The sequence below is a fragment of the Microbacterium testaceum genome (assembly GCF_003075375.1).
GTDB classification, from domain to species: Bacteria; Actinomycetota; Actinomycetes; order Actinomycetales; family Microbacteriaceae; genus Microbacterium; species Microbacterium testaceum_E.
Window position 1 is genome coordinate 1 of the sequence record NZ_QDFT01000039.1, and the last position, 22,883, is coordinate 22,883.

The 22,883-nt window shown below is 69.9% G+C and carries 21 protein-coding genes and 1 pseudogene; 9 read left to right on the forward strand and 13 right to left on the reverse strand.

Annotation, left to right across the window (positions count from 1 at the left end):
* Positions 1-205 (forward strand): hypothetical protein (locus DC432_RS12985; protein ID WP_133177940.1); only part of this gene is annotated, 205 nt, incomplete at its 5' end.
* A 234-nt stretch (positions 206-439) separates the two neighbouring features.
* On the opposite strand, the gene DC432_RS12990 is transcribed toward DC432_RS12985, so the two are convergent.
* Positions 440-2,512: a DNA gyrase/topoisomerase IV subunit B gene (locus DC432_RS12990; RefSeq protein WP_116538255.1), complete on the reverse strand. Its 2,073-nt coding sequence runs from the start codon at positions 2,510-2,512 to the stop codon at positions 440-442.
* 163 nt (positions 2,513-2,675) lie between these two features.
* On the opposite strand from DC432_RS12990, the gene DC432_RS12995 reads away from it, so the two are divergent.
* Positions 2,676-2,894 carry a DUF7455 domain-containing protein gene (locus DC432_RS12995; protein WP_076675603.1) on the forward strand — a complete coding sequence of 73 codons (219 nt, stop codon included), beginning with the start codon at positions 2,676-2,678 and terminating at the stop codon, positions 2,892-2,894.
* 62 nt (positions 2,895-2,956) lie between these two features.
* Here the strand turns inward: DC432_RS12995 and DC432_RS13000 are convergent, their stop codons facing one another.
* Positions 2,957-4,000: an alanine racemase gene (locus DC432_RS13000; protein WP_116538241.1), complete on the reverse strand. Its 1,044-nt coding sequence runs from the start codon at positions 3,998-4,000 to the stop codon at positions 2,957-2,959.
* Positions 3,997-4,638 carry an alanine racemase C-terminal domain-containing protein gene (locus DC432_RS13005; RefSeq protein ID WP_116538242.1) on the reverse strand — a complete coding sequence of 214 codons (642 nt, stop codon included), beginning with the start codon at positions 4,636-4,638 and terminating at the stop codon, positions 3,997-3,999. Before DC432_RS13005 ends, DC432_RS13000 begins: the two co-directional genes overlap by 4 nt.
* A 45-nt stretch (positions 4,639-4,683) precedes the next feature.
* Between DC432_RS13005 and DC432_RS13010 the strand changes: the two genes are divergently transcribed.
* Positions 4,684-5,706, forward strand: coding sequence for a sugar-transfer associated ATP-grasp domain-containing protein (locus tag DC432_RS13010; RefSeq protein ID WP_116538243.1), 1,023 nt, complete (start codon positions 4,684-4,686; stop codon positions 5,704-5,706).
* Between the two features lie 59 nt (positions 5,707-5,765).
* On the opposite strand, the gene DC432_RS13015 is transcribed toward DC432_RS13010, so the two are convergent.
* The 3 genes from DC432_RS13015 to DC432_RS13025 all read right to left on the reverse strand — a co-directional run bounded on the left by DC432_RS13015 (position 5,766) and on the right by DC432_RS13025 (position 8,984).
* The gene (locus DC432_RS13015) at positions 5,766-6,464 is read right to left on the reverse strand and encodes a coenzyme F420-0:L-glutamate ligase (protein WP_108320100.1); all 699 of its coding nucleotides are present in this window, start codon (positions 6,462-6,464) and stop codon (positions 5,766-5,768) included.
* Positions 6,461-7,789 (reverse strand): RNA polymerase sigma factor, encoded by a 1,329-nt coding sequence (locus tag DC432_RS13020; protein WP_116538244.1) that lies wholly within the window; start codon positions 7,787-7,789, stop codon positions 6,461-6,463. Before DC432_RS13020 ends, DC432_RS13015 begins: the two co-directional genes overlap by 4 nt.
* Before the next feature lie 268 nt (positions 7,790-8,057).
* Positions 8,058-8,984, reverse strand: a complete 927-nt coding sequence (locus DC432_RS13025) for a proteasome assembly chaperone family protein (RefSeq protein ID WP_116538245.1) — start codon at positions 8,982-8,984, stop codon at positions 8,058-8,060.
* A gap of 84 nt (positions 8,985-9,068) precedes the next feature.
* Between DC432_RS13025 and DC432_RS13030 the strand changes: the two genes are divergently transcribed.
* Genes DC432_RS13030 through sucB form a run of 3 tightly spaced genes read left to right on the forward strand, consistent with a single transcriptional unit; the run spans position 9,069 to position 13,684 of the window.
* Positions 9,069-10,535 carry a leucyl aminopeptidase gene (locus tag DC432_RS13030; protein ID WP_116538256.1) on the forward strand — a complete coding sequence of 489 codons (1,467 nt, stop codon included), beginning with the start codon at positions 9,069-9,071 and terminating at the stop codon, positions 10,533-10,535.
* Positions 10,532-11,905: a dihydrolipoyl dehydrogenase gene (gene lpdA, locus DC432_RS13035; RefSeq protein ID WP_116538246.1), complete on the forward strand. Its 1,374-nt coding sequence runs from the start codon at positions 10,532-10,534 to the stop codon at positions 11,903-11,905. The genes DC432_RS13030 and lpdA overlap by 4 nt, the downstream gene beginning before the upstream one ends.
* A gap of 54 nt (positions 11,906-11,959) precedes the next feature.
* Complete coding sequence (gene sucB / locus DC432_RS13040) at positions 11,960-13,684, forward strand: 2-oxoglutarate dehydrogenase, E2 component, dihydrolipoamide succinyltransferase (RefSeq protein WP_116538247.1); 1,725 nt, start codon at positions 11,960-11,962, stop codon at positions 13,682-13,684.
* 17 nt (positions 13,685-13,701) lie between these two features.
* Here sucB and DC432_RS13045 read toward each other — a convergent pair whose 3' ends face one another.
* Positions 13,702-14,730, reverse strand: a complete 1,029-nt coding sequence (locus DC432_RS13045) for a hypothetical protein (RefSeq protein WP_116538248.1) — start codon at positions 14,728-14,730, stop codon at positions 13,702-13,704.
* A 117-nt stretch (positions 14,731-14,847) separates the two neighbouring features.
* On the opposite strand from DC432_RS13045, the gene DC432_RS13050 reads away from it, so the two are divergent.
* Positions 14,848-15,558, forward strand: a complete 711-nt coding sequence (locus DC432_RS13050) for a DUF4191 domain-containing protein (RefSeq protein WP_108320090.1) — start codon at positions 14,848-14,850, stop codon at positions 15,556-15,558.
* Positions 15,559-15,607: 49 nt separating this feature from the next.
* Here the strand turns inward: DC432_RS13050 and DC432_RS13055 are convergent, their stop codons facing one another.
* Entirely contained in the window at positions 15,608-16,036 is a 429-nt protein-coding gene (locus DC432_RS13055) for an RDD family protein (protein WP_243393129.1), read from the reverse strand.
* Between the two features lie 133 nt (positions 16,037-16,169).
* On the opposite strand from DC432_RS13055, the gene glnA reads away from it, so the two are divergent.
* Positions 16,170-17,594, forward strand: coding sequence for a type I glutamate--ammonia ligase (glnA, locus tag DC432_RS13060; RefSeq protein ID WP_108320086.1), 1,425 nt, complete (start codon positions 16,170-16,172; stop codon positions 17,592-17,594).
* A gap of 225 nt (positions 17,595-17,819) precedes the next feature.
* Here glnA and DC432_RS13065 read toward each other — a convergent pair whose 3' ends face one another.
* The 4 genes from DC432_RS13065 to DC432_RS13080 all read right to left on the reverse strand — a co-directional run bounded on the left by DC432_RS13065 (position 17,820) and on the right by DC432_RS13080 (position 20,030).
* Positions 17,820-18,125 (reverse strand): winged helix-turn-helix domain-containing protein, encoded by a 306-nt coding sequence (locus DC432_RS13065; protein WP_165801270.1) that lies wholly within the window; start codon positions 18,123-18,125, stop codon positions 17,820-17,822.
* 2 nt (positions 18,126-18,127) lie between these two features.
* Positions 18,128-18,550 (reverse strand): chemotaxis protein CheY, encoded by a 423-nt coding sequence (locus DC432_RS13070; protein WP_243393130.1) that lies wholly within the window; start codon positions 18,548-18,550, stop codon positions 18,128-18,130.
* 239 nt (positions 18,551-18,789) lie between these two features.
* On the reverse strand, positions 18,790-19,104 hold the full coding sequence (locus DC432_RS13075) for a DUF2277 domain-containing protein (RefSeq protein ID WP_116538252.1): 315 nt from the start codon (positions 19,102-19,104) through the stop codon (positions 18,790-18,792).
* Positions 19,105-19,187: 83 nt separating this feature from the next.
* A complete protein-coding gene (locus DC432_RS13080; RefSeq protein ID WP_116538253.1) occupies positions 19,188-20,030 on the reverse strand; it encodes a GNAT family N-acetyltransferase in 843 nt (280 codons plus the stop codon).
* A gap of 105 nt (positions 20,031-20,135) precedes the next feature.
* Here DC432_RS13080 and DC432_RS13085 point away from each other — a divergent pair, with 105 nt between their 5' ends.
* On the forward strand, positions 20,136-21,830 hold the full coding sequence (locus tag DC432_RS13085) for a long-chain-fatty-acid--CoA ligase (RefSeq protein ID WP_116538254.1): 1,695 nt from the start codon (positions 20,136-20,138) through the stop codon (positions 21,828-21,830).
* A gap of 43 nt (positions 21,831-21,873) precedes the next feature.
* On the opposite strand, the pseudogene DC432_RS13090 reads toward DC432_RS13085, so the two are convergent.
* A pseudogene (locus DC432_RS13090) lies at positions 21,874-22,883 on the reverse strand (bifunctional [glutamine synthetase] adenylyltransferase/[glutamine synthetase]-adenylyl-L-tyrosine phosphorylase); the annotation flags it as partial.

Sequence of the window (22,883 nt, forward strand, 5' to 3'; positions counted from 1 at the left end):
CCCAGGCGAGCGTCAGGGCATCCTCTCCGCGCAGCGTCTGCTGCGCGGAGAGGATGCCCTGACGCTCGCCTGGGTCGGCACCGAACCGCGGGCCGTGGGATCGGACGGTTCGGTGCGCACCCTGCCCGAGGCGGGCGCGAAGCGCGACGCGTCGGGTCAGCCCCTCGACGCCGTGGTCGCCGCGGTCGGGACCGTCGTCCGCTGACCCCGGGGGCCGGGCCGGGGCTCTTCCTCGAGCCTGCCCAGCCGTTCCCGCCCGTGCACAACGGCGGGAGTCGTGGCGGACACGCCGTCCGACGTGACCCGCCCGACGGCGTGTCGGGGCAGGGGCCCGCGGTTGTGCTCGGGCGCGTGCCGCGGGCCGACCGCGGCGGGCAAGGCGCGGGCCCGTGGTTGTGCTCCGACGCGGCGCGGCCGCGACGGACGAGGCGCGGTCGGGTCAGACGTCGATGCGCTCGCGCGCGAGCCGGTCGCTCGAGTCGATGATGAACTCGCGGCGCGGAGCGACGTCACTGCCCATCAGCAGATCGAACACGGATGCCGCGGCCTCCATGTCCTGCACCCGCACACGGCGCAGCATGCGCCCGGCGCGGTCCATGGTCGTGGTGGCGAGCTGGTCGGCATCCATCTCGCCCAGCCCCTTGTACCGCTGCACGGGCTCCTGCCACCGCTTGTTGGACCGCTTGAGCCTGGTCAGCAGCTGGTGCAGCTCTTGCTCGCTGTAGGTGTAGACGGTCTCGTTCGGCTTCGAACCGGGATTCATCACGATCACGCGGTGCAGGGGCGGTACCGCGGCGAAGACACGGCCCTCTTCGACCAGCGGGCGCATATACCGGAAGAACAGCGTGAGCAGCAGCGTCCGGATGTGCGCGCCGTCGACGTCGGCGTCGCTCATCAGGATGATCTTGCCGTAGCGTGCGGCCTCGAGATCGAACGAGCGCCCCGAGCCGGCGCCGATCACCTGGATGATCGAGGCGCACTCAGCGTTGGACAGCATGTCGCTGATCGACGCCTTCTGCGTGTTGAGGATCTTGCCGCGGATCGGCAGCAGCGCCTGGTACTCGCTGTTGCGCGCGAGCTTGGCGGTGCCGAGCGCCGAGTCGCCCTCGACGATGAACAGCTCGGAGTCCGACACGTCGTTCGAGCGGCAGTCGACGAGCTTGGCGGGCAGCGACGACGACTCGAGGGCGTTCTTTCGTCGCTGCGTCTCTTTGTGGGTGCGCGCCGAGATGCGCGCCTTCATCTCGGAGACGATCTTCTCGAGCAGCTGCGCCGTCTGCGCCTTGTCGTCGCGCTTGGGCGAGGCGAATCGCGCGGCGATCTCTTTCTGGACGACGGATGCCACGATCTGCCGCACCGCGGGGGTTCCCAGCACCTCTTTGGTCTGGCCCTCGAACTGCGGCTCGGGCAGGCGCACGGTGAGCACGGCCGTGAGTCCCGCGAGCAGGTCGTCCTTCTCGATCTTGTCGTTGCCGACCTTGAGCTTGCGGGCGTTCTGCTCGACCTGCGCGCGCAGGACCTTCATCAGCCCCTGCTCGAACCCCTGCTGGTGGGTGCCGCCCTTGGGCGTGGCGATGATGTTGACGAACGAGCGCGAGGTGGTGTCGTACCCCGTGCCCCAGCGCACCGCGATGTCGACCTCGCAGGAACGCTCGACCTCGGTCGGGATCATCGAGCCGCCCGGCTGCAGCACGGGGACCGTCTCGGTGAACGTTCCCGTGCCGGTGAGGCGCCACGTGTCGGTGACCGCCGCGTCGGGGGCGAGGAAGTCCGCGAACTCCGAGATGCCGCCGTCGAAGCGGTAGCTCGTCTCGACGCGCTCCTCGCCACGGTCGTCGAGGACGACGATCTCGAGGCCGGGCACGAGGAACGCCGTCTGACGCACGCGCTGCACGAGCTCGTCGTGGCCGAAGGTGGCATCCTTCGTGAAGATCTGCCGGTCGGCCCAGTACCGGATGCGGGTGCCGGTCACCCCGCGAGCGGCCTTGCCGACCACTCGCAGCTCGCTGCTGCGCTCGAACGGGGTGAACGTCGAGTCGGGCCCGTCCCCGGCGAACAGCCCGGGTTCTCCGCGGTGGAACGACATGGCGTAGGTCTTGCCGGCGCGGTCGACCTCGACGTCGAGACGCTCCGAGAGAGCGTTCACGACCGAGGCGCCGACACCGTGCAGACCACCGGATGCCGCGTACGACCCGCCGCCGAACTTGCCGCCCGCGTGCAGCTTGGTGAAGACCACCTCGACGCCGGTCAAGCCGGTGCGGGGCTCGACGTCGACGGGGATGCCGCGGGCCCGGTCGCGCACCTCGACGCTGCCGTCGGCGTGCAGCACGATGTCGATGCGGGTGCCGTGTCCGGCGAGGGCCTCGTCGACGGAATTATCGATGATCTCCCACAGGCAGTGCATGAGGCCGCGGGAGTCGGTGGAGCCGATGTACATGCCCGGGCGCTTGCGCACGGCTTCGAGGCCCTCGAGGACCTGGAGATGATGGGCGGAGTACTCGGACGTCACGATCTCCCAGCGTAATCGGGGCCGCCGACATCCCCTGCCAGACACACAGCGCGGTCGGGTCACCGTACGCGCACAGCGAAATGTGATCAAGCGGCGGCATAGGGGAAACATCCGCGTGGTTGTATATGGAGACTCGCCCCACGACCACCTGAGGAGGGCAAACGAGATGACCACCACGACCGCACCCGACGCGTCTGTTCTCGACCACCGCCTGACGGCGGCGGATCGCTGCGACTCCTGCGGCGCTCAGGCTTACATCGCCGCCGAGGTGAACGGCAGCGAGCTGCTGTTCTGCGCTCACCACGGCCGCAAGTACGAAGAGAAGCTCCGCAGCGTCGCCACTTCGTGGCACGACGAGACGGCGCGCCTCAACGCCGCCGACTGAGACCACACGTCCGAACGGGCCCCGCGCTGCTCCTCAGGGAGCGGGACGGGGCCCGTTCCGCGTTACGAGCGCGAAGAGATGTAGACGCGTTCGATGACGGGCGACACCCGCAGGGCGACCTCCTCGCCGATCGTGTCGACGAGCTCGGCGAGGTCGGTGGCGCTATACAGCGCATCACGGCCGAAGACCGCGACCTCGTCGCCCGGCGCGGCTCCGTCCCACGGCGCGACGGTGACGGCGGTCGGCTCGATCACCTCCACCCGACGCGGGCCCGAGGCCGTCGCGACGTCGAAGCGCCCGGCCAGGCTGCTCGGCAGACCGTGCAGGCTGCCCAGTCGCAGGTGCACACCGGCGGGATCCACCGCCGCGACGGTGGCGTGCAGCGTCGCGATCGGTTCGATTCCGAGCTCCTCCTCGCCCGGTCCCCCCGAGGGCCGGATGCCGTACGAATACGCGCCCACGCGCACGATGTCCTCGCGGAACTCCCCGCGTGCGAAACCGGCGGCGCTGGCGGCCAGGTGCGAGAACCGCGGGGGCAGGCCCGCGGCGCGCGCCGCTTCGCGCGCCGCCAGGAACACGGACCGGGCGTCGTCGTCGTCGGCATCCGAGGCCTCCGAGATGTGCGACCAGATGCCCTCGAGCAGCGCTCGACCGTCGTCGACCAGCGAGCGGGTGCGCGCGAGGGCGTCGTCCCACTGCTCGGGACGGATGCCGTTGCGGTGCAGGCCCGTGTCGATCTTGAGATGCACGCGCGCCGGACGCGCGAGCGTCAGGCCCGCCAGGTCGTCGAGCAAAGCGGCGTCGCCGATACCGAGGTCCAGATCGGCGGCGATCCCCGCCGCGAGATCGTCTGCCCCGCCGATCAACCACACGAAGATGCGCGCCTCGGGCCCCGCTGCGGCGCGGACCGCTTCTCCCGTCGCGACGTCGAAGGCGCCGAACCATTCGACCCCCTCGATCCGGGCACGCCGCACGATGGCGTCGAGGCCGTGGGCGTAGGCGTCGTCCTTGACGACCAGCATGTGCGCGGCGGGGGCGACGGCCGCGCGGACGCGGTGCAGGTTGCGGGCGAAGGCGTCGAGGTCGACGCGGTACTGCGCGCTCACGCGGTCACCTGCCGGTCCGCGCGGGCGCCCACGGTCGCGACGATCTCGGCGGCGCTCAGGCCCGTGGCATCCACCCATTCCGACAACGAGGGGTCGCCGGTGGACGGATCACCGAAGAACGCGACGTCGGCGCCGCGGATGATCGTCGCGTCCCGGACGTCGACCACGCACACGTCCATCGCGACGCGCCCGACGATCGGGTGGCGCCGGCCGACGATGACGACGCTCACGGCGTTGCCGAGCGAGCGGACCACACCCTGCGCGTATCCGCCCGTGACGAGGGCCACGACCGTGTCCGCGGGGGCGCGGTGGGTGTAGCCGTACGAGACGCCCTCGCCGGCGAGCAGCGGTTTGGTGCCGAGCGCGCGGCCGTGCAGCGCCATGACCGGGCGCGCGCCGGTCCCCGGAAGGCCGAACAGCACGGCGGGGTCGAGCAGATCGGCATCCGCGCCCGCCTCGGAGAGGACGGATGCCACCCACCCCGCGCCGTGGCCCCACGCGTCGGCGGTCCACAGGTCGTCACGCGCGTGCGAGGTGGCCGCGCGGGCGATGTTCTGTCGCAGCGCCGACGCCGAGACGCGGGCGACCGGAGCGACTCCCCCGGCCGCGTGCGGGCGGGCAGAGAGCGTGGAGGTCACGCCTCTAGACTAACGAAGTCCGTCGTTCCCGACCCCGGAGCCTTCATGCCTACCCAGGGTTTCTCCCCCGTCACACGCCTCCGCTATCTCGCCGGGCGCGCCCGCCGCATCGACGTCGGATCGGTGGTCGAGCGGGCCAAAGAGGCGTCCGCACAGCACAAGAAGGCGCTGCCGCTGGTCGTCGCCGACATGCTCTTCCAGGCCGGTGTGAAGAACGTCGGCTTCCAGGACTACATCGACTACGACTTCGCGATCCTCACGCCCGCCGAGCGCGCGACGTACATGACGCACCCCGTGTCGAACCAGATCTCGCAGAAGTACGACCACCCCGACTACCGCGGCATCTTCCAGGACAAGGTGGCGTTCGACCGTCGCTTCAGCGAGTTCCTCCGTCGCGAGTGGATGGTGGTGGATGCCGACAACGCCGACGAGCTGCGCGCCTTCACCGAGAAGCTGGGCACGATCGTCACCAAGGAGCCGGTCGGTCAGGCCGGCACCGGCGTGCACCGCTATCACGCGGCCGACGTCGAGGACTGGGGCGCCTTCCACCGCGGACTGCTCGAGCGCGGCGAGATCCTCGTCGAAGAGGTCATCCGCCAGCACGACGACCTCGCGGCCGTCTGCCCCGGCACCGTGAACACGACGCGCGTGACCGCGTTCTTCGACGGGAACAAGACGCACATCCTCGCGATGGCGCAGAAGTTCGGCCGCGGCGCGGTGAGCGATCAGATGACCTTCGGCGGCTTCTACACGATGCTCGACGAGAACGGCCACGCCCTCGGCGCCGGCTACGACTCGCACGGGCACGTGCACGAGCTGCACCCCGACTCGGGCGTGCGCATCGCCGACTTCCAGCTGCCCCTGATCGACGAGGTCACGGCGTTCGTCGACCAGGTCGCCCGCGTCGTGCCGCAGGTGCAGTACGTCGGGTGGGACATCGTCGTCGGTCCCGATGGTCCCGTGCTCGTCGAGGGCAACTGGGGCGCGGGCGTGTACGAGAACAAGCCGAGCGTGACCGGCATCCGCACCGGGCACAAGCCGCGCTACCAGGCCGCGATCGGGTTCTGATCCCGGATGCCGAGAAGGCCCGCTCCCCAGGAGGGAGCGGGCCTTCTGCGTGAGCCGCGTCAGCCGCGGCGGACGATGCCGAGCGGCGTGGACTCGTGGCCCTGACCGAGCGGGTTGTCCTTGAGGATCGCGACCAGGCGCTTCTCGCCGGCCTTGTCCATCGTCGAACCCAGGATGTTGCCGCCGAGGTCGTTGATGTCGACGACCGCGACATCGAGGTCGATGCCGAGCAGCGACTTCAGACGAACGGCCACCTCGCGGGGCCGCTCCGGACCCAGGACGACGGCCTGGTTGTACGGCGGGATCGTGCCCTTGGTGGGGCCGTCGATCGCGCGCGCCTTGTCGCCGGCGATGCGGTAGAAGTCGCCCTTGCGTCCCATCGCCTTGGTCACGGCCGAGACGGCCGCGGCGAACAGGATGCGGGGGGTGCCGCACTCGCGCAGCGCCATCTCCATCGTCTCGGGCATGCCGAGACCGATGCCGTAGGGCGTGCGCGTGACGTACTTCGACAGGAACAGCGCGAGCTTGCGCGGTTTGATGCTGTCGAGCTTGTACGAGCGGCCCTGCGTGATCGCGACGATCTTCTCGGTGACGAACAGCAGGTCGCCCGGCTGCACGGCATCCTTCGCGTACTCGAGGATGAAGGCGTCGAGGTCGTCGCCCGGCATGACGACCCGCGTGCGGATCGGGATGCGGGCGTACGAGGTTCCCTCGACGGTACGGGTGAGCGCCTTGCCGGCGTTGGCCTCGCCGCTCATTCGAGGTAGTCCCGGAGCGACTGCGAACGGCTGGGGTGACGCAGCTTCGCCATCGTCTTCGACTCGATCTGGCGGATGCGCTCGCGCGTGACGCCGAACGTGTCGCCGATCTGGTCGAGGGTCTTGGGCTGACCGTCGCCGAGGCCGAAGCGCATGCGGATCACGCCCGCCTCGCGCTCGCTGAGCGAGTCGAGCAGCGACTCGAGCTGACGCTGCAGCATGGTGAAGCCCACCGCGTCCGCGGGGACGACGGCCTCGGTGTCCTCGATGAGGTCACCGAACTCGCTGTCGCCGTCCTCACCCAGGGGCGTGTGCAGCGAGATGGGCTCACGGCCGTACTTCTGCACCTCGATGACCTTCTCGGGGGTCATGTCGAGTTCGCGGCTGAGCTCTTCGGGGGTGGGTTCGCGACCGAGGTCCTGCAGCATCTGCCGCTGCACGCGCGCGAGCTTGTTGATGACCTCGACCATGTGCACGGGGATGCGGATGGTGCGAGCCTGGTCGGCCATCGCGCGGGTGATGGCCTGACGGATCCACCAGGTGGCGTAGGTCGAGAACTTGAAGCCCTTGGTGTAGTCGAACTTCTCGACCGCACGGATCAGGCCCAGGTTGCCCTCTTGGATGAGGTCGAGGAACTGCATGCCGCGACCGGTGTAGCGCTTGGCGAGCGAGACGACCAGACGCAGGTTGGCGCCGAGCAGGTGGCTCTTGGCACGCTGACCGTCACGGGCGACCCACTGCAGGTCGAGACCCAGCTGACTCGTCTTCTCGGCCGCCGACATGTTCGACAGCTTCTCTTCGGCGAACAGGCCCGCCTCGATGCGCATCGCGAGCTCGACCTCTTCGGCCGCGTTCAGCAGCGGGACCTTGCCGATCTGCTTCAGGTAGTCCTTGACGGGGTCGGCGGTCGCGCCGGTGATCTGCGCCGAGTAGACGGGGACGTCGTCCTCGTCGCTCGACGAGATGACGATGGCACCGGTGGGCAGCGCCTCGGCGGGCGCCTTGGGGGCCTCGTCGTCGTCATCGTCGTCGGACTTCTTCGCGTCGGCCTTGGCCGCGTCGTCGGAGTCCTCCGTGTCGTCGCTGTCGTCGACCTCGATCTCGACGTCGCCGTCTTCGTCGACCTCGTCTTCGTCCTCGAGGTCGTCGTCCTTCTTCGCCTTGGTCTTCGCCTTGGCGGGCGTCGCCTTGGCCTTGGCGGGGGCCTTCTTGGCGGGAGCCTTCTTCGCGGTCGTCGTCGTCGACGCCGTCGCGGTCTCTTCGGTGTTCTCGAGCTCGGTGTCTTTCGCACTCCGGGCGCGAGTCTTGGTTGTCGTGCCTGCCACGTTTCGCCTTTCACCGGGAACGCATGTTGCACGGCCGCCGGTCGTTCTCGGACACTAGTAAGACCCTTGTCAAGTCCGGAGCCGAGGAGCGGGGCTCCTGGACCGGATGACAACGGGTCAGGTTCTTCATTGTCTCACATCCGCCGACCGGGACTTGACGCGGACCGGGGATCTATGCCTAGTCAACGTCGAGCGGCACGCGTGCATTCCCGGATGCCGGGGCGGTGGCATCCATTCCCGCCCGCGAGCGTGCGGCGACGGGGCGCGCTCAGCCGAGCTTGCCGCGGCGATCGTCGTCGCCGGGACGCGACGCGAGGAAGCGCTCGAGCTCGGCCGCCAGCTCGTCCGCGCTGGGCAGATCGCCGGTGTGGATGATCGGGGTGGCCTGCGTGGAGCCGGCCATGTACGCGTCGTAGCGTTCTTCGAGGTTCTCGAGCATGCGGGTGAGCTCGTCGCTGCCCTCGACCTGCTCGGTGACCTTGGCGATGAACTCGCGGTTCTCCTCGCGCAGCACCTCGCCCGAGAACGACAGACCCGTCGCGACGGTCAGGCTGTCGAGCGCGGCCAGCGCGGCCGCGGGGTACTCGGTGTCGCCGAGGTAGTGCGGAACGAGCAGCGCGAACCCCGCGACCTTGGCCCCGGCCTCGGCGAATCGGTACTCGAGCAGGTGACCCGCGGTCGAGGGGACCTGGGTGTGCGGGCGCCAGACCGAGTGCGCCTCGGCCAGATCGGCACGCGTGCCGCTGACCGTCGTGCCGATCGGACGCGTGTGCGGAACCGGCATCGGGATCGCGTGCACCCAGGTGACGGACGACACCTGCAGGCCGGCCGCGAGTTCCAGCACCGTCTCGGCGAAGGCCTCCCACAGGAAATCGGGCTCGTAGCCGGCCAGCAGCAGGAAGGGGTGCCCCTGCGAGTCGTGCGCGAGCGAGAGTTCGAGACGCGCCGGCCGGTAATCGGTGAGGTGGTCCTCGACGAAGGTGATCGCCGGTCGACGCGCGCGGTAGTCCAGCAGCACGTCGTTGTCGAAGACGAAGACGGGGTTGGGCTGCAGGTCGTCACGGAAGTACTCGACGAGCCGTGTCACGGCGCCCCCGGCGTCGGTGAACCCGGTGAGCGCGATCACGAGCGGAAGGCCCGACGGCACGGGCGGCGCCGCGGGGGCGCGGTCGTACAGCGGGGCGGAGATCGGCATGAGTCCACTCTACGAGCGGTCCGAACGCGCCGGTCCCGGTGCGTCCCGCTGCTAGCGAACAGGCACGAACCTAGGATGGATGCCATGCCCTTCCCCTCAGTGGCGTACACCGACGCCCCCGTCCTCGAGTCCGACGCCGACGCGATCCTGCTGATCGTCCCTACACTGACGGAGGGGGCGCCGGACCCCGACGGGTGGGACGGCCTCGGCTCCGCCCTCGCGTCGATCGGCTTCACGGGCGCGACCGGGTCGTTCCAGCGGGTGCACGTGCCCGGCGTCGACACCCCCGTCGCCGTGGCCGGTGCGGGCACCGATCCGAGCGAGGCGGCTCTGCGGGATGCCGCGGGCACCGGGCTGCGTCAGCTGACCGGTTTCGCGCACGTCGCCGTCGCCGCGCTCGTCGAGTCCGCGTGGCGACCCCTGGCCGAGGGCGCGGCCCTGGGCGGATACCGCTTCGCCGACTACAAGAAGAAGTCGCCCAAGGCGCGCGCCGCACGGGTGACCGTCTCGGCGCCCACCGCTCCGTCCGAGGCCGACACGGCCGCCGTCGCCGCGATCGCCGGCGCCGTCGCCCTCGTGAAGGACCTCGTGACCACCCCCGCCGAATGGCTGGGTCCCGCCGACTTCGCCGTTGCCGCGGCCGCTGCCGTGGCCGACCTGCCGGTCGAGGTCGAGATCCTCGACGAAGAGGCGTTGCGCGAGGGCGGCTACGGCGGCATCCTCGGCGTCGGCCAGGGCTCGGACCGCCCGCCGCGCATGGTGCGCCTCGACTACTCCCCCGCCGGCGCCGAACGTCACGTCGCGCTCGTCGGCAAGGGCATCACGTTCGACACCGGTGGGCTGTCGCTGAAGCCGCCGGCATCCATGGTCGGCATGAAGTACGACATGTGCGGTGCCGCGACCGTGCTGGCCGTGCTCAAGGCCGCGGCCGAGATGCAACTGCCGATCCAGGTCAGTGCTTGGCTGTGCATCGCCGACAACATGCCGTCCGGTCGCGCGACGCGGCCCGGAGACGTGCTGCGCACGCTCGACGGCACGACGGTCGAGGTGCTCAACACCGACGCCGAGGGCCGCCTGGTACTCGCCGACGGTCTGGCCGCGGCGAGCCGCGAGCACCCCGACCTCATCGTCGACGTCGCCACCCTCACGGGGGCCATCACCGTCGCCCTGGGCAACCGCCACACGGGCGTCATGGGTGAGGACGACGCGGTCGCGGCGTACCTCGCCGCCGCCGGTCGCACCGCGGAGCTCGCGTGGCCGCTGCCCCTGCCCGACCACATGGTCGACGACCTCGACTCGCCGATCGCCGACCTGCAGAACGCGAAGATCGGCGACCCCGCCGGTGGGTCGCTGTTCGCCGGGCTCTTCCTGCGGCACTTCGTCGGTCGCGTCTCGGAGGACGCCGACGCGCCCCGCATCCCCTGGGTGCACCTCGACATCGCCGGCGTGGGCATGAACAAGTCGGCGCCGTTCGGGTACACCGACAAGGGTGTGACGGGGGCGACGGTGCGTTCGCTCGTCGATCTGCTCGCCACGGACGCCGCGCGATGACCGAGTTCTCGGCCGACGTCGTCGTCCTGGGTGGCGGCAGCGGCGGCTACGCCGCGGCCCTGCGTCTCGCCGAGCTGGGCAAGGACGTCGTTCTCGTCGAGAAGGACAAGCTCGGCGGGACGTGCCTGCACCGCGGTTGCATCCCGACCAAGGCCCTGCTGCACGCAGGAGAAGTCGCCGACGCGGCGCGCGGTGCGTCCGACATCGGCGTGGACGTGACGTTCTCGGGAATCGACGCCGCGCGCGTCCGGGCGTACCGCGAGGGCATCGTCGCGAAGAAGTTCAAGGGCCTCGAGGGGCTCATCTCGGCTCGCGGCATCCGCGTTGTGCGCGGGTCCGGAACGCTGGAGGCGGGGCCGGCCGTCCGCGTCGGAGACGACGTGTACCGCGGCGAAGATGTGATCCTGGCGACGGGTTCGTACAGCCGCAGCCTGCCGGGTCTCGACATCGGCGGTCGTGTTCTGACGAGCGAGCAGGCGCTCGACCTCGACGTCATCCCCGAGCGGGTCGTCGTGCTGGGTGGAGGCGTGATCGGCGTCGAGTTCGCGAGCGTGTGGCGCTCGTTCGGCGTCGACGTCACCATCGTCGAGGCGCTCCCCCACCTTCTGCCGGCCGAGGACGTGGCATCCAGCAAGGCCCTGGAACGCGCGTTCCGCAAGCGCGGCATCTCGTTCCAGCTCGGGCGACGGTTCGCCTCGCTCGCGCAGGACGCCGATTCCGCCACCGTCACCCTGGACGACGGCTCCGAACTGATCGCCGACTTCGTCCTGGTCGCGGTCGGCCGCGGTCCCTCGACGGCGGGCCTCGGCTACGAAGAGGCGGGTGTCGTGCTCGAGCGCGGATTCGTCCGAACCGACGACCGCTTGCGCACCGACGCGCCGCACGTGTGGGCGGTGGGCGACATCGTCCCCGGACTTCAGCTGGCGCACCGCGGATTCCAGCAGGGGATCTTCGTCGCCGAGCAGATCGCCGGGCTGTCGCCGGTCCTCGTCCCCGACGTGGACGTGCCCCGGGTGGCGTATTCGCACCCCGAGGTTGCGTCCGTGGGACTCACCGAGGCGCAGGCCCAGGATCGTTACGGATCCGAGGCCGTGACCGCCTACGAGTACAACCTGGCCGGCAACGGCCGCAGCGAGATCATCGGCACGTCGGGCATCGTCAAGATCGTGCGTCGCGTCGACGGGCCCGTCGTGGGTGCGCACCTGGTGGGCGACCGCGTCGGCGAGCTGATCTCGGAAGCGCAGCTCGCGGTGGGCTGGGAAGCCCACCCCGAGGACATCGCCCCGTTCGTCCACGCCCACCCCACTCAGAGCGAAGCGCTGGGCGAGGCCTTCCTGGCCCTCGCCGGCAAGCCCCTGCACGCACTCTGACCACAAACCGGTCACTAAGCTAGGTACCGCATCCGGTACGAAGGAGACATATCCATGAGCACTTCCGTCGTCCTCCCCGCTCTCGGCGAGAGCGTCACCGAGGGAACGGTCACCCGCTGGCTCAAGCAGGTCGGTGACACCGTCCAGGAGGACGAGGGTCTGTTGGAGATCTCGACCGACAAGGTCGACACCGAGATCCCCTCCCCCGTCTCGGGAGTCATCGAGGAGATCCTCGTCCAAGAGGACGAGACCGTCGAGGTCGGCGCGATCCTCGCCAAGATCGGTGACGGCTCCGGCGCCGCCTCGTCCGACGACGCGCCGCAGGCGGCTCCCGCCGAGCAGCCCGCCGCTCCCGCCGAGGAGCAGGCGGCCCCCGCCGAGGCCGCTCCGGCCGAGCAGCCCGCCCCCGCCGCGCAGCCCGCCGCGGCGAGCGACGACTCCACCGAGGTGAAGCTGCCCGAGCTGGGCGAGAGCGTCACCGAGGGCACGGTCACCCGCTGGCTCAAGGCCGTCGGCGACGACGTCGCCGTCGACGAGCCCCTTCTCGAGATCTCGACCGACAAGGTCGACACCGAGATCCCCTCGCCGGTCGCCGGCACGCTGCAGGAAATCCTCGTCCAGGAGGACGAGACGGTCAACGTCGGCGCGGCCCTCGCCCGCATCGGCAGCGGTGCTCCCGCCGCGGCCGAGCCCGAGGCCCCGGCCGCCGAGCCCGAGGCTCCCGCCGCCGCGCCCCAAGCTGCCGCCGCCGAGCAGAAGCCCGAGCAGTCGGCTCCGGCCGCGCCCGCCCCGCAGGCCGCAGAGAAGCCGGCGCCGGCCGAGAAGCCCGCCGAGCAGGCTCCCGCCGCGTCCTCGAACGACGACGTCACCTACGTCACCCCGCTCGTGCGCCGCCTCGCGCAGCAGCAGGGCGTCGACCTGAAGTCCGTCACGGGCAGCGGCGTCGGCGGTCGCATCCGCAAGGAAGACGTTCTGAAGGCGGCCGAGGCCGCCAAGGCCGCGCCCGCCGCCGCTGCTCCGGCCGCGTCGGCTCCCGCCGCGCCCGCTCCCGTCGAGGTCTCGCCGCTGCGCGGCACGACCCAGAAGATGTCGCGCCTGCGCAAGGTCATCGCCGAGCGCGCCGTCGCGTCGATGCAGGCGACCGCGCAGCTCACCACCGTGGTCGAGGTCGACGTGACCAAGCTCTCGGCGCTGCGCGACCGGGTGAAGGGCGACTTCCAGCAGAAGACCGGCGACAAGCTGTCCTTCCTGCCCTTCTTCGCCATCGCGGCCGTCGAGGCGCTCAAGGCGTTCCCGATCATCAACTCGACGGTCGAGGGCGACGAGATCGTCTACCCGGCCCACGAGAACGTGTCGATCGCGGTCGACACCGAGCGCGGTCTGCTTACCCCCGTGGTCAAGGATGCCGGCGAGAAGAACATCGCCCAGCTCGCGCGCGAGATCGCCGATCTCGCCGCGCGCACGCGCGACAACAAGCTCAAGCCCGACGAGCTCGCCGGCGGCACGTTCACGCTGACCAACACGGGTTCGCGCGGCGCGCTGTTCGACACGCCCATCGTGTTCCTGCCGCAGTCGGCGATCCTCGGCCTCGGCGCCGTGGTCAAGAAGCCGGGCGTCGTCTCGGTGGACGGCAAGGATGCCATCTCGGTGCGCTCCTACGTCTACCTGGCGCTGTCGTACGACCACCGCATCATCGACGGTGCGGACGCCGCGCGCTTCCTCGGCGCGGTCAAGGCCCGCCTCGAGGCGGCCCAGTTCGAGGGCGACCTCGGCATCTGATCCCTCGGGGGTCCAGCTCATGATGGCTGGTCCGCGACCGTTCTGACGGCGCGGACCAGCCATCGGTCTTTTCGGCGAATCAAGGTGACGTACTGCGCTGCCTCATCCGTACCGACGCGGACGACCGCCACTCCCCCGAAATCGTCGAGAAGATCGATCTCGGCGTCCGCGGCCCCGGCCAGCAGGGGCTCACGCGGAAAGGACGACTGCTCCTCGTACGAGCCCGCACACGACGGACCTTCACCACACGCGGCGAGTTCGGCGAAGAGCTGTCGCGCCGCAGTCACGACGTCGTCGGAGAGCGGCACCCGATCGTCGGCAGCAGCGGGCGGCGGCGTAGCGGGGCGCGCGGGTGCGACGGACGGCGCGGGGGCGGATGTGGGGGCGGCCGTCGTCCCCGCCGTCGGTGACGAGGGGGCGTTGGATCCGGGAAGCAGGGAGGCGCCCACCACGATCACCGCGATGACCCCGGCGACCACGGTCCCGAGGCGCAGGGCACGCGAGGACCGCCAGCGCTCGATCACCCCGCGCCCCGCAGCGCGCACGGCGTCCGCCAGATCCGCGTCGATGAGCGCGAGGAGCGGCGAGGTCTCGTCATGCGCGCGCTCCGGAGCGGTCGGTGCGTGCGTCGCCTCGACGGGCGTCAACGGTCCGAGGACGAGGGGAACGGGTTCGGCGTGAGCCAGCAACCGTCGTTCGACGGCATCCCACTCCCGAGGGGGCCGGGTCAGCACGCTCTCTCGGGCGCGGGTGAGCATGTCGCGCGTGGGCGGGTCGTCGGAGACCTCGGCCGCCTGAGCGAGCGATTCCGCGGTCGCCGCCACGGGGTCGGGTCCTGCGGCCTCTTCGACCGCGACCGGGCACCCGTCGGCGCGGAGCCACCAGCGGGTGGCGTCGAAGCGTCCCGTCGCGCGGCGGCATCCCCTCAGCAGTCCGACCGCCGCGGTCACGGCCTCGCCCGGGGTGAGCGCACGAGCGCTTCGCGCGCGGCGATGGAGGTAGAGGTCGAGGGGTTCTACGAGGACGGCGGCGGCGGAGAGCGTCATCCCTCGATGATCCCGAGCAGGGCCGGGGACCGCCGGGCGGGGATCGGCATCCGTGGATGATCTCCCCCATCGGGTGGCGGGGGAGGAAGGGTCGGCCGCGAAGATAGAATCGTTCGCATGGCCGCTCGCACCACCACGCCCGAGAAGCGTCCGGGCTTCTTCTCGCAGCTGAAAACCCTGTACACCTTCACGCAGAAGGAGTACCGGTGGCTGCCGTTCCTGCTGGCGGGCATCGTGCTCGTGGGCATCGCCCTCGGCGTTCTCGTCGGGTTCCTGATCCCGCCGCTGGCCGTGTGGAGCATCATCCTCTGGGGCGTGACGGGCCTGCTCGCCGGCATCCTCGCCGCGATGATCACCATGACGCGTCTGTCGACGACGGCGATGTACAAGAAGATCGACGGCATGCCCGGCGCGACCGGGCACGTCCTCTCCTCGTCGCTCGGTCGCAACTGGCAGGCATCCGAGGCGCCGATCGGCGTGAACCCGCGCACGCAGGAGGCGCTCTACCGCGCAATCGGTCGCGGAGGCGTCGTGCTCATCGGCGAGGGCAACCGCAGCCGCCTCACGCGCCTCGTCGGCGAGGAGCGCTCGCGCGTTCTGCGCGTGGCCGCGGGCGTGCCGGTCACGGTGCTGTACGTCGGCCACGGCGACGATGAGGTGCCGATCGCCAAGCTCGCGTCGACCATCAAGGCGCTGCCCAAGAAGGTGGACCGCGCGACCATGGCCGCCGTCATCAAGCGCGTGTCGTCGGTGTCGCAGGGCCTGTCGTCGCTGCCGATCCCGAAGGGCGTCGACCCGACCAAGATGCGCGCCCCGCGCCCGCGCTGATCTGTCCCAGAACCACGAAGGCCCCCGCACGGCGGGGGCCTTCGTCATGTCAGCTGCGGACGAGGATCGTCCCGACCGCCTTGTCGTGCAGGCCGCGCTGGTCGGCGTCGAAGACGACGGCGGGGATGATGAGGGCCAAGAGCACCGTCCGGACGATCGGCCTCCACAGGCCCACCCAGCCCCCGGATGCCAGCTCGAGACGCATCCCCATGAGGCGGTGTCCCGGACTACCGCCGATGAGCGGGATGAAGAGGATCTGCACGGCGAAGAAGATGACGTTCGCCGCGACCGGGTTGGCGAAGGGGACGCCGGTCACCGGGTCGGGCATCGAGAAGAACGCGAAACCGACCAGACCGGCACTCGCGACGTCGATCAGCAGGGCGGCGATCCGACGGCCCGGGCGCGCGATGGAGCCGCGACCCTCGCGGGGAAGGCCGAGCCGCTGGCCCGGATATTCGTTCTCGGCGGTCGCGCTCACGGCATCCAGCGTAATCCGGGTCGCGTAACATGCCGGAAACATCCGAGATATGACGGGGACACCCGTTCTGAGTAGGGTCGAGGAGGCTGGCCGAGGCCGGCACGATCCCGAATGTTCTACCTCTGGAGTCTTCATGTTCAAAGATTCGTCCGAGGTGCTGAAGTTCATCCAGGACGAGGACGTCAAGTTCCTCGACATCCGTTTCACGGATCTTCCTGGTGTGCAGCAGCACTTCAACATCCCCGCCTCGACCGTCGACGAGGAGTTCTTCACCGTCGGCCAGCTCTTCGATGGCTCGTCGATCCGCGGGTTCGCGAACATTCACGAGTCGGACATGCAGCTCATCCCCGACGTGACCACCGCGTATGTCGACCAGTTCCGCGAGGCCAAGACCCTCGTGATGATCTTCGACATCTACAACCCGCGCAACGGTGAGATCTACTCGAAGGACCCGCGTCAGGTCGCCAAGAAGGCCGAGAAGTACCTCGCCTCCACCGGCATCGCCGACACCGCGTTCTTCGCCCCCGAGGCCGAGTTCTACATCTTCGACGACGTCCGCTACGAAGTGAAGCAGAACTCGAGCTTCTACTCGGTCGACTCCGAAGAGGGTGCCTGGAACACGGGCCGCGCCGAAGAGGGCGGAAACCTCGCCAACAAGACCCCCTACAAGGGTGGCTACTTCCCCGTCTCGCCCGTCGACAAGACGGCCGACCTGCGCGACGACATCACCCTCAAGCTGATCGAGGCGGGCTTCGTCCTGGAGCGCTCGCACCACGAGGTCGGCACCGGTGGTCAGCAGGAGATCAACTACCGCTTCGACACGATGGTCCACGCGGCGGACGACATCCTGAAGTTCAAGTACATCGTCAAGAACACCGCGGAAGAGTGGGGCAAGGTCGCCACCTTCATGCCGAAGCCGCTCTTCGGCGACAACGGTTCGGGTATGCACACGCACCAGTCGCTGTGGAACGACGGCAAGCCGCTGTTCTACGACGAGACCGGCTACGGCGGGCTCTCCGACATCGCCCGCTGGTACATCGGCGGCCTGCTGGCCCACGCTCCCGCGGTCCTCGCCTTCACCAACCCGACGCTCAACAGCTACCACCGCCTGGTGAAGGGCTTCGAGGCTCCCGTCAACCTGGTGTACTCGGCCGGTAACCGCTCCGCGGCGATCCGCATCCCCATCACGGGCAGCAACCCCAAGGCCAAGCGCATCGAGTTCCGTGCGCCCGACGCCTCGGGAAACCCGTACCTCGCGTTCGCCGCGCAGCTCATGGCGGGCCTCGACGGCATCAAGAACCGCATCGAGCCGCACGAGCCCGTCGACAAGGACCTCTACGAGCTCCCCGCCGAAGAGGCCAAGAACATCCCGCAGGTTCCCAACTCGCTGCTCGACTCGCTCGAGGCCCTGCGCGCCGACCACGAGTTCCTGCTCGCCGGTGGCGTCTTCACGCAGGAGCTCATCGACACCTGGATCGAGTACAAGATCGAGAACGAGATCCAGCCGATCGCCCAGCGCCCGCACCCCTTCGAGTACGAGCTGTACTTCGGGGTCTGAGTAGCTGTACGACCGAACCCCTCCGGACTTCCGCGGAAACGCGGGGATCCGGAGGGGTTTTGTCTGTTCTGCTCGTACAAACGGGGACCCGGCCCGTTACGAATTCTGATGCAGATGCGTCGCTGGGGCCGCAGGTGTGCTGCTCGATGCCGACGAGAGCTCGCGACTCACCTCGACATCCCGCGTCGATGGACCGCGCGCGGCTGTTGCGAACTCGACTTGCGGTCAGGACGCGTCGCCCGCGATCTCGCGCAGGGTCGCGAGATGGCTCCGCCAGGCGGCGCGGCCCTGAGTTGTGAGGGTGAGAGAAGTGCGCGGCATCTTGCCCGCGAACGACTTGCCGACCACAAGGTATCCGGCGTCTTCGAGGGTTGCCATGTGCTTGCTGAGGGCGGAATCGGTCACCTCGATGGCGTCGCGAACCTCCTTGAAGCTCAACGTACTCGCCCGGTCGAGGGCCGCCACCACAGAGAAGCGCACGGGATTCTGCAGCAGCTCGTCGAGGCGATGGCGCGGGTGCGAGGCAGACATCGTCACGACCGGCCCTCGCGAGCCGCACACACGAACGACACGAAGAGCACGAGGCCCGAGGCGAGGCCTGCGAGCAGCACGTTGCCGTGGGCCCAGATGACGACGGAGATCGCAAGCGCGTAGGAGACGAACCAGCTGGCGATGTAGACGGTCCACCGACGCCCGCGGGCGAACGCGGACCGACCCTGAATACTGATGACGAAGAAGATGATGAGCGCGAATGCCACGGCGAGCAGGCCGACGTAAGCGAGACCGAATGCGTCGCCGGTCGCGAGAGCCATGGCGAAGGTTCCCATCGAGGTCGCCACGCCCAGCGCGAGGATGAAGGTGATGTACGGCCACCGCGTGGCGTTGTGCGCCGTGTGGCTGATGCTGTCGGCGTGGTCGAGCAACGCTCGCGCCTCAGCCGGAGTGACAGTGGGCATGTGGTCCATGGTGAATCCTTTCGGCTTCTTCACTATGGCACGTACTTTCCGATAAGGAAAGTAATTTCAAGCCCAGCTCCGAGTACGTCACACCCGTCAGGAGCCCGCCCGCGACTTCTCCCGCCCGGCGTCCCGCCCCGCCAGCTGGAGGGCCTGGCAACCCCGCCGGGCTGAACGTCGGGCCGCAGAGTACGGGCTTGGTCGTTCTCCGGGGATCGACGGATGCCGGCGCCGCCGCGTCATCCCGCCGTGCGCGCCGCCCGTTTCTGCTCCTGGAACACCCGGATCGCCTCGTACCGTTCGGCCGACCGTGCCCGACGCTTGGCGGCTTCGTCCTCGCGAACCTTCGGTGGGGCGTTCGTCACGAGGTCGTCGAGCAGACCTCGAACGGATGCCGAGATCTCGGCCACGGCACGGTCGAACACCTCTTGATTGACACGCGAGGGTTTCGTCGTGCCCACGACCTTGCGCACGAACTGCAGCGCGGCGTCATGGCATTCGGCATCCGTCGCTGGCGGGGTGAAGTTGTGGAGCGGGACGATGTTGCGGCACATGCCCGACAGGCTAGGCCTGCGCCGCCCGGAGCGCGAGGGTCGGAAATGCCCAGACGACGAGCGGGGCCGGTGATCACCGGCGCTCACAGCCCCGGGATCTCGACGAGACGGAACCAGCGGCCGGAGGGCTGGAGACGGGCGAGCGCGGGGAGGAAATGCGTGTCGCTGATGTGGCCGTCGAAGTCCACGGTCGACAGCCCCCGACGGGCGAGTACGTCCATCGAACGCCGTATGCATCCTTCGACCAGACGCTCACCCTCGGGCACGTCTCGAGCCGTGGTCTCGGCGACGATAAGCGGCGGTTCGCTGTCGAGGTAGGCGAGGGCGAGGGCGAGTACGGTGCCCCGGTCATCGACCGCGACGGCGGAGGCGTCGACGTCGACCTCATCCCACAGATTTTCGTTCAACGCGTCGGCGAAGTCCTCTCGCGTGGGGCTCCACGTCTCGTGCGTCCAGCTGTAGAGCGCCGCGTGCGCCGCCTCGACGCGCTCTCGAGGCACTCCGGAGAGGGGCTGCACGCGTACGTGCGAACGGAGGGCCGTTCGTCGGGCGAGCTCGACCCGTGCGGGCGGCACGATCTGCATCGTCGTCGCTCCCAACGCGTCCGCGAACTGCAGAGCCGGGTCGTCGACGTATCCGCGCGCCGTGAACGGGATGTCGCGGACGCGAAGTGACGAGAGGTGTCGGGCGAGAGCGGTGCCGATCCCCCGGCGACGGTGATCGGGGTGAACGACGATCTCGAGCCAGGCATGCGTGTCATGGACGCGGGATGTCCACATCGCGCCGGCCGCGACCACCTCGCCCGCCTGTTCGACGACGGCCGAACGGGTCTCTTCGCCGCGCCACCGGTCGGCCGCGAGCGTGCGGTCCGCCCACCAGTCGGGGGCCGCGTCCAGATCGTCTTCGGTGAGAGCCCTGAAGTGCACTCCCCCATCGAATCAGGTCGGGCGCCGCCGAGCGGTCGCCGCTTCCCGGCATCCCCCCAGGTCAACCTCCCCCGCGATGTCGGAGGGGCACAGGAGGATGGAGCCATGCCCGAATCGCCCTACGCCTCGCGCCCCTGGTCGTCGTCGTACGCCGAGGGCGTGCCGCTCGAGATCGAGACGCCCTCGCAGACGCTCCCCGAGATGCTGGCCGCGAGCGTCGCGACGTACGGAAAGAAGACGGCCCTGGAGTTCTTCGGGGCGGTCACGACGTATCGCGAGCTGGGCGAACAGGTGTCGCGCGCCGCCGAGGGACTGCGTCGCCTGGGGGTGCGGGCGGGCGATCGCGTGGCGCTGGTGCTGCCGAACTCGCCGCAGCACGTCGTCGCGTTCTACGCCGCGCTGCGCCTCGGGGCCATCGTCATCGAGCACAACCCGCTGTACACGCCGCGCGAGCTGCGGCACCAGTTCGAAGACCACGGCGCGAAGTTCGCGATCGTGTGGGACAAGCTGGCCGACACCGTGGCCGAGTTCCCGTCCGACCTCGCGCTGCAGCACGTCGTCAGCGTCGACATCACCGCCGCCCTGCCCGTCGCCAAGCGGCTCGCGCTGCGCCTGCCGATCGCGAAGGCGCGCGAGGCGCGCGCGCAGCTCACCGCGACGCCCACTTCGAAGCGTCCGCTGCCGTGGGCCAAGCTGCTGACCCGCGGTTCGCTCTCGCGCAAGCACCCCGGGCCCGCCCTGGGCGACATCGCCCTGCTGCAGTACACCAGCGGCACGACCGGCTCGCCCAAGGGCGCGGTGCTCACGCACGCGAATCTGCGCGCGAACGCGATGCAGGGTCGCGCGTGGGTGCCCGGTCTGCGCGACGGAGAAGAGACGTTCTACGGCGTCCTCCCCCTGTTCCACGCGTACGGTCTCACCCTCTGCCTCACCTTCGCGATGAGCATCGGCGCCCGGCTCGTGCTCTTCCCCAAGTACGATCTCGAGCTGGTCGCCGCCGCCACCAAGAAGAGCCCCCCGACCTTCCTGCCGGCGGTGCCCCCGATCTACGATCAGCTCGCACGGGCGGCGGCGCGGGGGACGCTCGATCTCACGAGCGTGCGCTTCGCCATCTCGGGCGCGATGAGCCTGCCCGTCGCCACCGTCGACCGCTGGGAGGCGGCGACCGGGGGGCTGTTGGTCGAGGGGTACGGCATGACCGAGTCCTCGCCCGTCGCGCTCGGCAACCCCATCGGACCGTCACGTCGCCCCGGCACCGTCGGCGTGCCCTTCCCCAGCACCGACATCCGCGTCGTCGACCCCGAGAACCCGACGCACGACCTGCCCCTCGGCGAGGCCGGTGAGCTGCTGCTGCGCGGACCGCAGGTGTTCCAGGGGTATTGGAACCGACCCGCCGACACCGCCGAGACCCTCATCGACGGCGAGTGGCTGCGCACCGGCGACATCGCCTCGGTCTCGCCCGACGGGTTCGTCACGATCACCGACCGCCTCAAAGAGATCATCATCACCGGCGGCTTCAACGTCTCGCCGAGCGAGGTCGAGGACGTCCTGGCCGCGCACCCCGACATCGTCGGCGCGGCCGTGGTGGCTCTTCCCAAGCCGCGCGGGGGCGAAGACGTCGCCGCCGCGATCGTGCTGCGCGAGGGTACGTCGATCGAGCCCGAGGCCGTGCGCGAGTTCTGCAAGAGCAGACTCGCGCCCTACAAGGTCCCGCGTCGGGTCATCGTGGTCGACGAACTCCCGCGTTCGCTGATCGGCAAGGTCCTGCGTCGCGAGGTGCGCGAGCGTCTGATGTCCTGACCGGAGACGAGAGCGGATGCCGGGGTCTCGGCATCCGCTCCCGTCATCCGTAGAAGAGCTTGTCGAAGACCCGGCGCGAGCGTCGGGTGGCGCCCAGGTAGTCCTCTTCGACCTGCGTCGCGGAACGCGGCGGGTACTCGAGGATGCGACCGATACCGTCGAGCCGTCCCCGGTCGACGGGGAGCACGTCACTGGTCTGACCCGACAGCAGCGTGTTCGCCGAGCGCAGGCGACTCGCCAGGTGCCAGGCGGCCGCGAGCTTGTCGGCCGCGTCGTGCTCGATCAGTCCGGCCTCGGCCGCGGCATCCAGAGCCCCCAGCGTCGACGTCGTGCGCATCGCCGGCACCTGCCGTGCGTGCTGCAACTGCAGCAGCTGCACCAGCCACTCGACGTCGCTGAGCGAGCCGGGGCCGAGCTTGAGGTGTCGGGCGGGATCGGCGCCCTGCGGCAGACGCTCGTTCTCGACGCGCGCCTTGATGCGGCGGATCTCGCGCAGGCCGTTTTGGTCGGCCGAGACGGGGTAGCGCACCTCGTCGGCGAGCTCCAGGAACGCGCGGATGAGCTTGACGCTTCCCGCGACCCCGCGGGCGCGCAGGAGAGCCTGCGCCTCCCACGACAGCGACCAGCGCCGGTAGTACTCCGCGTAGGCGTCGAGCGAACGCGCGAGGGGCCCGCTGCGTCCCTCGGGGCGCAGCTCGGCGTCGAGGTCGAGCGGCAGGCGGTGGTCCTCGGACTGCTCGCGCAGCCCCGCGACGAGCTTGAGGGCGAGGTGGCTCGCGCGCTGCGGGTCGAGGCCGTTGGCGCGATAGACGTACATCACGTCGGCATCCGAGCCGAAGCCGATCTCGCGGCCGCCGAACCGGCCCATCGCGATGACCGCGAAGTCGAGGTCGTCGTCCTCGGGCGGAACCACGACGCGACGCACGGCCCGCAGCGTCGCCTGGATCGTGACCTCGGTGATGGTCGTCAGAGCGTCCGAGAGCTCCTCGAGCGACACGGTGCCCAGGACCGCCGCCATGGCGACGCGCAGCATCWCGCGMCTGCGTGATGGGC

Excerpts from the sequence above, each read along its gene's own strand:
- DC432_RS13025 (WP_116538245.1), bottom strand. The coding sequence starts at position 8,984 with ATGCCGATCTCCGCCCCGCTGTACGACCGCGCCCCCGCGGCGCCGCCC.
- DC432_RS13070 (WP_243393130.1), bottom strand. The coding sequence starts at position 18,550 with ATGCCCACTGTCACTCCGGCTGAGGCGCGAGCGTTGCTCGACCACGCC.
- DC432_RS13085 (WP_116538254.1), top strand. The coding sequence starts at position 20,136 with ATGCCCGAATCGCCCTACGCCTCGCGCCCCTGGTCGTCGTCGTACGCC.
- DC432_RS13010 (WP_116538243.1), top strand. The coding sequence starts at position 4,684 with ATGCCTACCCAGGGTTTCTCCCCCGTCACACGCCTCCGCTATCTCGCC.
- DC432_RS12995 (WP_076675603.1), top strand. The coding sequence starts at position 2,676 with ATGACCACCACGACCGCACCCGACGCGTCTGTTCTCGACCACCGCCTG.
- lpdA (WP_116538246.1), top strand. The coding sequence starts at position 10,532 with ATGACCGAGTTCTCGGCCGACGTCGTCGTCCTGGGTGGCGGCAGCGGC.
- DC432_RS13075 (WP_116538252.1), bottom strand. The coding sequence starts at position 19,104 with ATGTGCCGCAACATCGTCCCGCTCCACAACTTCACCCCGCCAGCGACG.
- DC432_RS13045 (WP_116538248.1), bottom strand. The coding sequence starts at position 14,730 with ATGACGCTCTCCGCCGCCGCCGTCCTCGTAGAACCCCTCGACCTCTAC.
- DC432_RS13015 (WP_108320100.1), bottom strand. The coding sequence starts at position 6,464 with ATGAGCGGCGAGGCCAACGCCGGCAAGGCGCTCACCCGTACCGTCGAG.
- sucB (WP_116538247.1), top strand. The coding sequence starts at position 11,960 with ATGAGCACTTCCGTCGTCCTCCCCGCTCTCGGCGAGAGCGTCACCGAG.
- DC432_RS13050 (WP_108320090.1), top strand. The coding sequence starts at position 14,848 with ATGGCCGCTCGCACCACCACGCCCGAGAAGCGTCCGGGCTTCTTCTCG.
- DC432_RS13030 (WP_116538256.1), top strand. The coding sequence starts at position 9,069 with ATGCCCTTCCCCTCAGTGGCGTACACCGACGCCCCCGTCCTCGAGTCC.
- glnA (WP_108320086.1), top strand. The coding sequence starts at position 16,170 with ATGTTCAAAGATTCGTCCGAGGTGCTGAAGTTCATCCAGGACGAGGAC.
- DC432_RS13065 (WP_165801270.1), bottom strand. The coding sequence starts at position 18,125 with ATGTCTGCCTCGCACCCGCGCCATCGCCTCGACGAGCTGCTGCAGAAT.